The sequence below is a fragment of the Mycobacterium genavense ATCC 51234 genome, from assembly GCF_000526915.1.
Lineage (GTDB): Bacteria > Actinomycetota > Actinomycetes > Mycobacteriales > Mycobacteriaceae > Mycobacterium > Mycobacterium genavense.
The window spans coordinates 334,937-347,632 of record NZ_JAGZ01000004.1 but is presented as its reverse complement, the minus strand read 5'-3'; the positions used below and the strand labels follow the sequence as shown (position 1 = coordinate 347,632).

At 66.0% G+C, this 12,696-nt stretch carries 7 protein-coding genes and 3 pseudogenes; 6 read left to right on the top strand and 4 right to left on the bottom strand.

Going from position 1 to position 12,696, the window contains the following annotated elements; genetic code table 11:
* Positions 1 to 17 precede the first annotated feature (17 nt).
* A complete protein-coding gene (gene cobF, locus T428_RS0111990) occupies positions 18 to 764 on the bottom strand; it encodes a precorrin-6A synthase (deacetylating) (protein WP_025736661.1) in 747 nt (248 codons plus the stop codon).
* A 95-nt stretch (positions 765 to 859) separates the two neighbouring features.
* Here cobF and T428_RS0111985 point away from each other — a divergent pair, with 95 nt between their 5' ends.
* The 4 genes and pseudogenes from T428_RS0111985 to T428_RS0111970 all read left to right on the top strand — a co-directional run bounded on the left by T428_RS0111985 (position 860) and on the right by T428_RS0111970 (position 4,977).
* The gene (locus tag T428_RS0111985) at positions 860 to 1,765 is read left to right on the top strand and encodes an AurF N-oxygenase family protein (RefSeq protein WP_025736660.1); all 906 of its coding nucleotides are present in this window, start codon (positions 860 to 862) and stop codon (positions 1,763 to 1,765) included.
* Positions 1,762 to 2,976, top strand: a complete 1,215-nt coding sequence (locus T428_RS0111980; RefSeq protein WP_025736659.1) for a DUF4873 domain-containing protein — start codon at positions 1,762 to 1,764, stop codon at positions 2,974 to 2,976. Before T428_RS0111985 ends, T428_RS0111980 begins: the two co-directional genes overlap by 4 nt.
* Before the next feature lie 262 nt (positions 2,977 to 3,238).
* Positions 3,239 to 4,013 (top strand): annotated as a pseudogene (locus T428_RS27555) (STAS domain-containing protein).
* Between the two features lie 97 nt (positions 4,014 to 4,110).
* The gene (locus T428_RS0111970) at positions 4,111 to 4,977 is read left to right on the top strand and encodes an LLM class flavin-dependent oxidoreductase (protein WP_025736658.1); all 867 of its coding nucleotides are present in this window, start codon (positions 4,111 to 4,113) and stop codon (positions 4,975 to 4,977) included.
* A 45-nt stretch (positions 4,978 to 5,022) separates the two neighbouring features.
* Here T428_RS0111970 and T428_RS27550 read toward each other — a convergent pair.
* The 3 genes and pseudogenes from T428_RS27550 to T428_RS0111955 all read right to left on the bottom strand — a co-directional run bounded on the left by T428_RS27550 (position 5,023) and on the right by T428_RS0111955 (position 10,155).
* Positions 5,023 to 5,822, bottom strand: a pseudogene (locus T428_RS27550) (enoyl-CoA hydratase/isomerase family protein).
* Between the two features lie 169 nt (positions 5,823 to 5,991).
* Positions 5,992 to 7,888 (bottom strand): annotated as a pseudogene (locus T428_RS27545) (fumarylacetoacetate hydrolase family protein).
* On the bottom strand, positions 7,885 to 10,155 hold the full coding sequence (locus T428_RS0111955; RefSeq protein WP_036467825.1) for an ATP-dependent DNA ligase: 2,271 nt from the start codon (positions 10,153 to 10,155) through the stop codon (positions 7,885 to 7,887). Before T428_RS0111955 ends, T428_RS27545 begins: the two are co-directional and overlap by 4 nt.
* 215 nt (positions 10,156 to 10,370) lie before the next feature.
* Here T428_RS0111955 and T428_RS27540 point away from each other — a divergent pair, with 215 nt between their 5' ends.
* Both T428_RS27540 and T428_RS0111945 read left to right on the top strand, forming a co-directional pair.
* Positions 10,371 to 11,807 carry a mannitol dehydrogenase family protein gene (locus T428_RS27540; protein WP_245604872.1) on the top strand — a complete coding sequence of 479 codons (1,437 nt, stop codon included), beginning with the start codon at positions 10,371 to 10,373 and terminating at the stop codon, positions 11,805 to 11,807.
* Positions 11,804 to 12,661, top strand: a complete 858-nt coding sequence (locus T428_RS0111945) for an HAD family hydrolase (protein WP_025736656.1) — start codon at positions 11,804 to 11,806, stop codon at positions 12,659 to 12,661. Before T428_RS27540 ends, T428_RS0111945 begins: the two co-directional genes overlap by 4 nt.
* Positions 12,662 to 12,696 lie beyond the last annotated feature (35 nt).

The window sequence follows — 12,696 nt, the reverse complement described above, 5'->3', positions numbered from 1 at the left end:
GAAGTGTCCATCGATGCTCACGGCGCCCGTAATAGATAGGTATCCATGATCCAGCCGTGCCGTTGGCGGGCCTGCGAACGCAGCGCCGCGATGCGCGCGCCGACCTCACCGACGGTGCCCGCCACCAGCAGCTCGTCGTCGGTACCCAGATAGGCGCCCCACCAGATCCTGGTGTCGGCCGGGCAGATCGCGAACGTGCAGTCGGCGTCGAGCATCACCACCGCCGAGCCGGACAGCCCGTGCCTGCGCAGCTGACGCCCGGTGGTGATCAGCACCGGTTCGCCGACGTCGTTGAGCGGGATGCGGTGCCGGGCGGTCAGCGCCTGGACGGCGGTGATGCCCGCGATGACGTCGTAGGTGAACTCGACGGCTGCCTGTTTGCTGATGGCGTCGAGAATCCGCAGCGTGCTGTCGTACAGCGACGGGTCACCCCAGGCCAGGAAGGCCCCGACGCCGTCGGGCCCCAGCTCGGTGGCGATGGCTTGCGCCCAGATCGTGGTGCGCTCGGCGTGCCAATCGGCGACCGCCTCCCGGTAGTCGCCTTCGCTCGCGCGTTTCGGGTCGGGTAGCTCGACGAACCGATAGCCCGGTTCGCGGATGAACCGGGTACAGATCTCTCGCCGCAGTGCGATCAGGTCGCTCTTCGCCTCGCCCTTGTCCATCGCGAAGAACACCTGGGTGTCGTTGAGCGCCTCGATCGCCTGCACGGTCACGTGGTCGGGGTCCCCGGCGCCGATGCCGATCACGTGGATATGCCGACTCACCCGCTACCTCCTGACAGTCGTTCCGGTGTCAGATTCCCGAATCGCAACTTCCAACACCTAGTCGGGACCCCCAAATACCCGGTACCATGGGTACCGTGACTACTGCGGTGGGGCCAGGCGGGTCGAGTCGTGAAGAGTTTTCCGAGCGGCTGCTCAAGGGGTCGGTCAAGAAGTCCTACGAACCGATCGTCGATATCGACTGGGATGCCCCGCTGGACCCGGACAAGTTCTATCTGCCGCCCCGGCTGGTGTCGCTGTACGGCACGCCGATGTGGGACGAGATGACCCGCGAGCAACAGATCGAGCTGTCTCGCCAGGAATTGGTCAACACGCTGTCGACCGGGATCTGGTTCGAGAACATGCTCAACCAGTCGCTGCTGCGCACGATCCTGCACGAGGATCCGACCAGCAGGTCGACGCATTACAAGCTGACCGAGCTAGGCGACGAGACCCGGCACATGGTGATGTTCGGCAAGGCCATCGAGCGCATCGGCGCCAAACCGATACAGCCGCGGCGGCTGCATCGCTACATCATCAACACGCTTCCGCTGATTTTCCAGCGCGGCTCCATGCTGTGGATGGCCGCCCTGATCGGCGAAGAGATCTTCGATTCGCTGCAACGGCAGATGATGGACGACCCCGAATTGCAGCCAATCATTCAGCGGCTCATGCGGATTCACGTCACCGAAGAGGCGCGCCACATCCAGTTCGCCCGCGACGGCGCCCGCAAGCGGGCACAGACGATGCCACGGTTCAACAAATTGTTCATGGCCAACTTCAACGGACTCGGCGGGTACTTCTTCCGTTTCTTGTTCAGCAATCCCATCCCCTACGCGCGGGTCGGGCTGGACCCCAAACGGGCGCGCGCGATCGCGCGCAGCAGCCCACACCGTCACGAGATGCAGGCGGCCGGATTCGCTCCGCTCGCAGCGTTTTTGACCGAGATAGGCCTGCTGGGACCGATTGCGCGTCGCGGCTGGAAGCGCACCAACTTTCTGTGAGTCCCACTCAGGTCATCGTCGTCGGAGCCCGGGGCCGCGGCGTCGCAACCGAACTAGTGACGGCGGGCATCACCGACGTCGTCGTTCTCGATCGATCACCGGTCGTCTGCTCGCGCTTCGACGACGACACCCACACCTGGGAGCTGCGCACCGCCGCCGGCGAGAGGTTGCACGGCTCGGCGGTCATCGCCGTCCAGCAACCGATGCTCGCCGCATGGACCCCAGAACTGGCCGGCCGCAACGACTTTCACGGCGTATCGTTTCACGCGGCGCAGTGGGACGCCGATTTCGATCCGATCGGCAAGCACGTCGCGGTCGTCGGCACCGACTCCGCAGCCGGTTACCACCTGCCACCGCTGACCGCGGCGGCGGCCTCGGTAACCGTCTTCGCGCATCCGCCGCGCCGCATCGTCGCCGAATTGCCGCTGCCGCCAACCCGTGTCAAACGCTGGCTGCGCCGCCAGGCTCGAGCAGCGCTGGGCCGGCGGCCTTCTCGGCCGGCGCTGGTGACCTCGCCGATCGCCGCCATCACCGCGTCGGGCATCCGCACCAGTGACGGCGTCGATCACCGGGCCGACGCGATCATCTACGGCACCGGGTCCACGATCGCCGACGCGGCACCCGAGTTGATCGGCACCGGCGGGGTGTCCGTCAAACAGGCCTGGGTCGACGGCACCGAACCCTTTCTGGGCGTCGCGATGCACGGGTTCCCCAACTACTTCTCGATCACCGGGCCCGATGTCGACGCGCAAACTCGCTACGTCGTCGCATGCCTGAAGGCGATGAAACGCAGCGGCAGCACGCGAATCGAGGTGTTGCGCAGCAGTCAGCAGGTTTTCAACGAGCGCGCCCATCTGCAAGCCGCTCCGGCATTCCGGGTGGCGTCGGCGTTCGACCTGTCGGCCGGTGCTCCCGGCGGCGACCAGGTTTATGACGGTATCGCGACACTGACCATCGCCGGCACGTCACATCGGGTGCGGGTGCGGCTGGCCGGACACCTCCACCCGATCGACGGCCGCTACCACTGGCAGGGCACGCTGTTTGGCTGCCCGGACCAGCCCCTGCCGGACGACGCGCTCAAGCAGACCCGGACGGCGACACTGACAGTGGGCGACCACAGCGCGACCGCCCGCATTGTGGAGCAGACGCCCTGGGGCACGCACGCGGTCGCCGGCGTGGGCGCACCCCCCTATGCGATGGCGCAATCCTGAACGGCCCCACAAGTCCGTGCGCTGGTGGCATCGATGCCACTGAACTAACGTGAGAAGTCTCTGCCGCCGGGGGCAGTTCCTCATTTGGTTTGCCGGATGGGAATTCGAGGAGCAGGAGATGGAAGGCCGGATCGATACATTCGGTTGCTTTCCGGCAGCGCTAGGAAGGATTCGTGTGCCCTGACCGCAATTAGGACATGCGCCCACAAACCGCTGCATCGCGGAGGGCGATATGCAGGGATAATGCCCTAGACGGAAAGGAGTGCCTAGCGTGAGTGCGGTAGCGGAGTCGCCGAGCTCGCTGGCCGCCGCGACGCGGACGAACGATTCGATCGCCGTCCTCAATCGTCGGCGGTGTGCTCGACGCCAGCAACTCCGGGGCCCTGCGCGAGAGCATCTCCAAGGCGACGCTGCAAGAGCCGACGGCCGTCATCGTCAACATCAGCGAGCTCAAGGTGCCCGCGGAGTCGGCATGGTCGGCCTTCATCAGTGCCCATCTAGGGCTCGGGACCACGACGAAGGTCCCCATTGTGCTGGTCAGTGCGCACCGCACGACCCGCGAGGCGATCACCCGCAGCGACGTTTCTCGGTTCATGCCGGTCTACTCGACGGAAAAGGGGGCCATCAAAGCGCTGGGCAAGCTCACCCGTCAGACCATCCAGCGCGCCGATGCCGAGCTGCCCGCGAACCTGACCAGCCTGCGTGAGTCACGCCGGCTGGTGCGCGAGTGGCTGACCGAGTGGAAGAAGTCCGGGCTCATCCCGGTCGCGCTGGTGGTCGTCAATGTTTTCGTGGAAAACGTGCTCGAGCACACCGGCAGCGTCCCGAAGATGCGGATCGAGACCGACGGCGAAACCGCGACGATCGCGGTATCCGACGAGAGCACGGCGGCCGCCGTGCGGTTGCCGTCGCCGGACAAGGGCATCGACGTGTCGGGGCTGGCGATTGTCGACGCGCTGTCCCGCGCGTGGGGCAGCACGCCGACCGCGTCGGGTAAGACGGTGTGGGCCGTTATCGGCCCCGAAAACCAGCTCTAGCCGGGTCGCGTCATCCCGCTGGGAGGGACCCGCTCGCAAGCCAAACTAGAACACGTTCTAGTGTCATGTGACGGCCCCCACAAGGAAGGCGGATGACGTGCGGTTCACCTACGCAGAGGCGATGACCGACCACCGGTACTACATCCCGTTGGCCCAAGCCGCCGAGGCGGCCGGGTACCACGCGATGACGATCGCCGACAGCATCGCCTACCCCTGCGAGTCCGACTCGAAGTATCCGTACACTCCGGACGGCAACCGCGAATTCCTGGACGGCAAGGAGTTCATCGAAACCTTCGTGCTGACAGCGGCGTTGGGTGCGGTGACGACGAAGCTGCACTTCAACTTCTTCGTCCTCAAGCTGCCCATCCGGCCGCCGGCGCTGGTGGCCAAGCAGATCGGGTCGTTGGCCGCGCTGATCAACAACCGGGTGGGCTTCGGGGTTGGCACCAGCCCGTGGCCGGAGGACTACGAACTGCTCGGTGTGCCGTTCGCCCGGCGCGGCAAGCGCATGGACGAGTGCATCGAAATCATCCAGGGTCTCACCAGCGGCGACTACTTCGAATTCCACGGCGAGTTCTACGACATCCCCAAGACCAAGATGACGCCGGCCCCGACCGAGCCGATCCCGATCCTGATCGGCGGGCACGCCGACGTCGCGCTCAAGCGCGCCGCCCGGCTGGATGGTTGGATGCACGGCGGCGGCGACCCCGAAGAACTCGACGGGCTGCTCGCCAAGCTCAAGCGATACCGCGAAGAGGCGGGCAAGACCGGGTCGTTCCAGATTCACGTGATCTCGGCCGACGCCTACACCGTCGACGGCATCAAGCGGCTGGAGGACAAGGGCGTCACCGACGCGATCGTCGGATTCCGCATCCCCTACATCAAGGGCAACGACACCGAGCCGCTGGACGCCAAGATCCGCAACCTCGAAATGTTCGCCGAGAACGTCATCGCGAAGCTCTAGCGCGGCGAGGCCGGGCGCAGCGGGCCGCCGCCGTCGAATCCCGCCTCACAGCGGATCCCATTTGGGCGCGCGCTTCTCCATGTGCGCCTTGGCGGCCTCGACCGGGTTGTTGGTGAAGCCGTTGAGGATCTGCGTGCGGTTCTCGATCTCGATCGCATGCCGCAAGCTGGGTGCGTCCAGCGCCGCGTTGAGGCCAATCTTGTTCTGCCACACGCCGTAAGCGTTGTTCTCGGCGATCTCGCGGGCCTTGCGCAAGGCCGCCCGCATCAAGTCGTCCGGCGCGACCACCTCGTGCACGAGCTTGATCCGGTAGGCCTCTTCCGCGTCGATATGTGGCCGGTCAGCATCAGCTCGCGCGCCACGCCGGCGCCGACGATTTTCGGCAGCAGGTAGCTGGTGCCCATGTCCATCGACGAGAAGCCGGCCTTGATGAACACCGAACCGTACCGGGCCTGTTCGGATGCCACCCGGATATCGCTGACCAGCGTGAAGGCCAAGCCGCCCCCGACCGCGACACCGTTGACCGCGGCGATCACCGGGATGTCCAGCTCGTAGATCCGGGTGTAGAGGTTCGCCAGCCGTACTTGAGCGTCGTATCTGACCTTGACCGGCGGAGTGGCCGGACCGGCGGGCTGGGTCCAGGCCTGGCCGGTGCCGCTCAGATCGGCGCCGGCACAGAATCCGCGTCCGGCACCGGTGATGATTGCGACCCGGTATTGGCCGTTGCCGAGCACGTCCAGGGCGGCGTCCACGCCGTCGATCAGCGACCCGTCGATCGCGTTGAGACGCTCCGAGCGGTTCAGGGTGATGCAGGCGATGTTGTCCTCGAGAGTTTCCAGTTCCACTGCGGGCATATCGAAACCGTATGCGACATCGTTGTTCACCTTGCAGGCATTTCGCGATTCGACTCGATGCCGAAGGAGACCATGGCGCGCGGGTGGCCGCTCTACAGCGCGAAACTGTAACTACTGACGGCCGCACTCGGTCAACGGGTAGCGGAATACAGTTTCGCGGTTAGGACGACCGTTTGGCCAGCCACTCGGCCTGCATCACCAGCAACGCCATCGTCTCCAATTGCGGTGTGCCCGAATCGAGTTCGCGATAGCACTGATAGACGTTGACGACCACCCGCTCGGCGTCCAGCCAGGTCGCGTACTCGCCGAGGTCGATGGTGTCGGCGGCCTCGGCCCAGGACAATCCCTTGTCATAGGCGGCCTTGGCTTGCTCGGCAACGTGCACGAGGTAGCCCCGCACCGCGCGGATTCCGTCCGGATCGGTCACCGGGCCGTGCCCCGGCACCACCGTCGGTGTGTCCAGGGCGATCATCGCGTCGCAGGCGGCGACCCAGTTGGCGATCGGGCCCGCCCACACGATCGGGGTGCAGCCGATGAACAGCAGATCGCCACCGAACAGGACTCCGGCGTCGGGCACGTGCACCACCGAGGCGGCGGCGGTATGCGCGGGACCGAGATTGCGCAGCTCGACCCGGCGCCCGCCGACCTCGATGGACAGCTCGCGGTCGAACGTGTGGTCGGCGTTGCGCACCCGGATGCCACTGAAGTCGAAAGGCCCGAAGCGGTCTCGCGTGTACGGCGTCGCGACCGGGCCGAGGTTGGCGGTCTGCACCATCGCCAGCATTTCGGGTGCCATCCCGTGCTCGATCTCATCGGCTGTGCCCTGCGCGGCGATGATACGCACCGACGGGTCGAGCAGTTGGTTGCCGTGGGTGTGGTCGCCGTTGGAGTGGGTGATCAGCGCGTCGGTGATCGGCGCGCGTTCGGTGAATGGCCGCATGGCGGTGAGCATTTCGCGGGTCAGCGCCAGGTCGAACAGCGTGTCGACCAGTAGTGAGGCGCCGTCGCCGCTGACCAGTCCGGCGTTGCTCCAGCCGTAGCCGCCGTCCGGCAACGTCCACGCCCACACCCGATCTGCAACCTCGTGCAGCCCGCGGGTGTAGGGCACCCGGGCGGGCGCCCGGTTGACGCGGTTCGGCGCGGGTGCGGCCTCCGGATTGGGCCGGGGCGCCAGCCGGTGCGGGGGGCTGCTGGCCCGCACGGTTTGCCGGCTCTCCCCCAGTCCCTGCACCCGCAACGTGACGACGTCGCCGTCGCGCAGCCACCCCGGGAAGGATTCCAGCTCCGTCATGCTGAGGTGCTCGACGAGCGTGCAGGTGGGCACCGTGCCGGAGCCGATCACGTCGCCGGGCGTGAGCTGCACGCCGCGCGAGACGTAGGAGATGACTTCGCCGAAGCTCCAATCCATCTGGGGCGTCGAGCCCGACCCGATCACGCGATCGTTGACCGACGCGGTCACCTGCAGATCAAGCTTGCCGTCACAGCGATACTCCTCGAGCTCGTCGGGTGTCACCAGGTACGGCCCGAGTGTGACTCCGCTGTCTTTGCCTTTGCCCTGTCCGATCACCAGTTGGGTTTCCAGCTGTTGCAAGTCGCGCGCCGACCAGTCGTTGAAGATGGTGTAGCCGATGATCGCCTGTTCGGCCTGCTCGACCGTCAAACTCTTTACCGCCCGTTCCGATGATCGCGGCGATCTCCAATTCGAAGTCCGGCCCCAGAACGGTTGCTGGACAGGCGAAGTAGAACGCCGGGATGCGATACCAGGTATCGCCGAGGACCCGTCCGCCCCCCACGGCGGCCTGACAATTGCGCATATGATCCAAAAAGCACAGCGAATCCCGGATCGACGGCGGCCGCGGGATCGGCGCCAGCAGCGTCACGTCATCCAGACCCACCGGGTCGAAACGCCGTGCCTGCTCACCGGCTTGGCGCAGCCCCTCGGCGCCGCGGCCGATCAGGTCGAGCAGCGTCACCCCCGACGGCATCGGGTGGATCGCATCACCGGCGAGCAGCCCGGTCCGCTCGCCGTCGGCCCCTCGAAAGGTCACCCATTTCATTCGCGCACCACCTCACTCGGCTTTTTGTCAGGTCGTAGTCCACGCCAACTCGGTTGGCGCAAGCGGCCATCCGGTGTCCACTCGCTGTAGCGCACCTCGCCGACCAGAACCGGCTCGACGAACGTCACCCCCTTGGCATCGCGGGTGGGCAGCCTGGCGTCGAAGGGCGACGCGTCGGTGTGCAGGGGCGCCAGCGTCTTTTTCAGATTCGCCAGGTCACGTTCGGTGAAGCCGGTGCCGACCCTGCCGGCGAAGCGCAGCCCGCCGCTGGCGGGAATGCCCACCATCAGCGAGCCGATGCCGCTGGTGCGGCCACCCTCCCCGGCCTTCCAGCCACCAATGACGACTTCCTGTGTGCTCCAATGCTTGTCCTTGACCCAGGATGCCGATCGTCGGCCCGGCTGATAGGTGGAGTCGCGCTTCTTGGCCACCACGCCCTCCCAGCCGTGCTCACGGGAATGCTCGAGAGCATGCGCACCGTCCTCGCCGGGCAGCAACTCGGGGACGACGAGACTGCTTGCGCTGCCGAGGGTTTCCAGAAGCTTGCGCCGGTCGGAGTATTTTGCCCGGAGCAGCGAGCGACCGTCCAGGTAAATAAGGTCGAACGCCCTGAACTCGATGCGGGTGGCGCGATTGCGATTCTGCATCTCGTTGAAGCTGGGCACCCCCGATTTGTCGAGCGCCACGATCTCGCCGTCGAGTACCACATGGTGGTCAGCGAGATCTTCTGCGAGCGAGTCCAATTGAGGGTACTCCTTGGTGACGTCGCGGCCGCTTCTCGAGCGCACCCGCACCGTGCCGCGGTCCGCCTCGATCAGCAGCCGATAGCCGTCCCACTTCCCCTCGAACGCCCACTGTCCGGCCTTGAGCGCGGCCACCGAGCCGTGCGTGGCGAGCATCGGGGCGACCTCGTCGAATTCGAAGACCTTCTGGTCCTTCATCCGGTGCGCCAGCCACTGGTCACCGTTGGTCTGAATCAGCGCGTAGCGCCCGGAAATTCGGCTGCCATGCAGATTCACGATCACCTCCCCCTTTTCGGCGGAGTCATTGAACTTCTCGGTGTCATACGTTCCGGCGTCCCAGATGACCACCTTGCCGGCGCCGTACTCCCCCTTGGGAATGTCGCCCTCGAAGGTGCCGTATTCCAGCGGATGGTCTTCGGTGTGCACCGCGAGATGGTTCACCGACGTCGTCTCGGGCAGGTTTTTCGGCACCGCCCACGACACCAGGACACCGTCTCGCTCAAGCCGGAAGTCGTAGTGCAGCCGGCGAGCGTGATGCTCCTGGATGACGAACGTATTTCCTGGGCCCACAGTTGGTTTAGTGTGTGGTACCGGTTCGGGCGTCTTTGCCGCGTCACGCATGCTGCGGTACTTCGTCAACCGGTCGGCGACCGGTGCGTCGGGGTCCAACGGCGCCAACAGATCACCGTCACGGGCCACTCGGGCCAGCACCTCGTCGTAACGCAACTGAGTCAGCGCCGGATCGTCGAGTTCCTCCCAGGTGCGGGGCGCCGCAACAGTCGGATACTCCCGCCCACGCAGCGAATAGGGGGCGATCGTGGTCTTCGATCCGTTGTTCTGGCTCCAGTCCAGGAACACCTTGCCGGACCGCACGCTCTTGGTCATCGTCGAGGTGACCAACTTCGGCATCGATGTTTCCAGTTGCTGCGCAATACGTTTCGCCAGCACGGAGGCGCCTTTGCTGCTCACCGGCTCCGCCAGCGGCGCGTAGAGGTGCAGCCCCTTGCTACCGCTGGTGAGCGGGAAGGTGGTCAGCCCGATGTCGGCGATCAGGTCGCGCACCGCGCGGGCCACCTCGCTCAGCTGCTCCATCGTGACGCCCTCACCCGGATCCAGGTCGAACACCAATCGTGTTGCCGGACCGGGCTTGAGTTCCTCGGCTTTGCTGCGCGTCCACTGCGCGACGAACCGCCACTGCGGAACGTGCACCTCCAGCGCGGCCTGCTGCGCGATCCAGGCCAGCCCGTCGACGCCGTCGATGATCGGATAGGTAGTCGTCCCGGACCGATGCGCAATGCTGGCGCGCGGCAACCAGTCCGGCGCCGAGTCGGCCAGCTGCTTCTCGAAAAACGATGACTGCTCAACACCATTGGGCCAACGCTTACGGGTCGCCGCACGCCCGGCGATGTGCGGCACCATCACCGCCGCGATAGCGGTGTAATACTCGAACACGTCGGACTTGGTGGTACCGGTCACAGGGTAGAGCACCTTGTCGGGGTTGGTCAGCTTCACCCGGGGCGCCATGGGATCAACTTACGCGTTTCAGTCGTGTTAACGGCCTTGACCACCGAAAATCGTTCTCGCGGCTGATTTATTTTGTGACAACAACCACGGATGGGTTAGTCCAGCGGCTATGTCGGGCACAGGGGAACAATGTTTGATGTCATCCCCCCTGGCGTCGAAAAGGCGGCGTCCCCCTCAGCGACGCGACCCTCCAACTGCATGCACAGCGTGTTGACGTGCCCGGCTACGACAGATCGGCGCTTGCCCGTGGTGTGGTTCACATCGGCGCGGGCAACTTTCACCGCGCACATCAAGCCGTGTACTTCGACGACCTTGCCCGCTCGGGAATCTCCGACCATTGGGGGGTGACCGGCGTCAGCCTCAACTCCCCCAACGCCAACGACTTGCTGTCGGCCCAGGATGGGCTGTACACCGTCGTACAGCGCGGCCACGACCGTCAGACCGCCCGCGTGGTCGGCTCGATCGGTTCGGTGCACTACGCGCCCAGTGACGGCACTGCCGTCCGGGCCGCCCTGGCAGACCCACAAACCCGCATCGTCAGCCTGACCATCACCAACAACGGCTATTTCCTGAATCCCGTCACCGACGAGTTCGACGCCGACCACCCCGACGTACGCGCCGACTTGGTCGCGTCCCAGGGCTATGCCACCGCGTGGGGATATCTGGCAGAAGCACTCGACCGGCGCCGCCGCGCGGGCGTGGCACCGTTCACCGTGCTCTGCTGCGACAACATTCCCGGCGACACCCGGCCGGCGCGGACCGCGCTGGTGTCGTTCGCCGCGTTGAAGGACCCGGGCTGGCCCGGTGGATCGACACGCATGTCGCGTTCCCGTCGACGATGGTCGATCGCATCACCCCGCAGACCTCGGAGTCGGAGCGCAAGTTCGTCGAGCAGACGTTCGGCGTCGCCCGATAGATTCCCGGTCGTGACCGAGCCGTATCGCCAGTGGGTCATCGAGGACTCCTTCTGTAACTGGCGTCCGCCGCTCGAGGAGGTCGGCGCCGAATTCGTGGCCGATGTCAGCGACCACAAGCTGATCAAGACCCGTCTGCTCAACGGGTCCCACATCGCGCTCGGGTGTTTGGCCACGCTGGCCGGGTATCGGCGCACCGACGAGCCGATGCGGGACCGCGTCCTCGTCGATTACGTCGAGCGGCTGCTGCGCGACGAGGTCCAGCCGTTGCTACCCGCCGTGCCCGGGATGAACATACCCAACTACCGGGCCACCCTGCTCGCAAGACTCGGCAACCCGCGAATGAGCGACCAGCTGTCGCGGCTGGCTCGTCGGGGAACGAGCAAGATCGCGCAGTTCGTGATGCCCTCGCTGCGGGAGGCAATCGCGCGGGGCAGGCCGCACACGTTGCTGATGTTGGCCGTTGCCGGATGGGCCCGTTACATGCGCGGCCACGACCTCAGCGGCCGCAAGCTGAGCTTGGAAAACTCCCAGGCGATACCGCTGGTCAAGCTGGCCAACATGGCAAGCAGCGATCCCGATCCGCTGCTGGGGCATGAGATGTTCGCCGAGGTACGCGGGGTTCCGGGTTTCGCGGAGCGACTACACGAGATGATTGCCGACATCGACGAGCGCGGTGTGGTGCCCACGCTGCGCGACGCGATGCGCAACGACGAGCGGGAGTTGGTCTCGCGATGAACTCCCGCCTGACCTTCGTGCGCCCCTTCGACCCGGCGCCGCTGACTACCCTGCTCTGCGACGCCGACGACAACCTGTTCGCCTCGGAGAGGCCGGCGTTCGACGCATCGACCGAGGTGACGAATCGTTTCCTGGCCAGGTTCGGGGTAACCGCGCCGCTGTCGTCCGAGGAGTTGCGCAAGCGGGCCGTCGGCAAGAACTTCCGGACCACGGCCCTGGACCTGGCGGTGCGGTGCGACGTGCCCCTCGAGCCGACCTTGGCCCAGGACCGTCCCGCAGCGGTGGTCGCCTCGGCCGGCGACCTCGCGGACGGCACCGGATTGTCCGTCGACGAGCTCGAGCGGTGGGTGCGCGAAGAGCGCGAACGGGTCACCGCCCATCTGGGGCACACCCTGAAACCCGATCCGCAGGTGCTGGAGCCGCTGCGCGACCTCGGGGCGCACTACGCACTGGCGGCCGTCAGCTCGAGCGCCACCAAGCGCCTGCGCGCCTGCTTCACGGCCACCGGTCTCGACGCACTGATCGCGGAATCGGCGACCTTCAGCGCGGAGGATTCGCTTCCGGTGCCGACCAGCAAACCCGACCCGGCGGTGTATCTGCATGCCGGCCGAGAATTGGGCGTCGCGGCCGAACAAGGGCTGGCCATCGAGGATTCCGTGGCGGGTGTGTCGTCGGCGGTCGCGGCCGGCTACGCCACGGTCGGCAATCTGATGTTCCTGCTGCCTGACGAACGGGATTGCCGCCGTGCAGAATTGATCGATGCCGGCGCGGTCGCGATCGTCGATTCGTGGCGTGCGCTTGCCGATTTCCTGCTGTCGTCCGCGGTACCGACCGGAGGTTCCCGACTCAGCTAGGGCAGGGGTAATCCGGGCGGTGGTCCGGAAAGGAG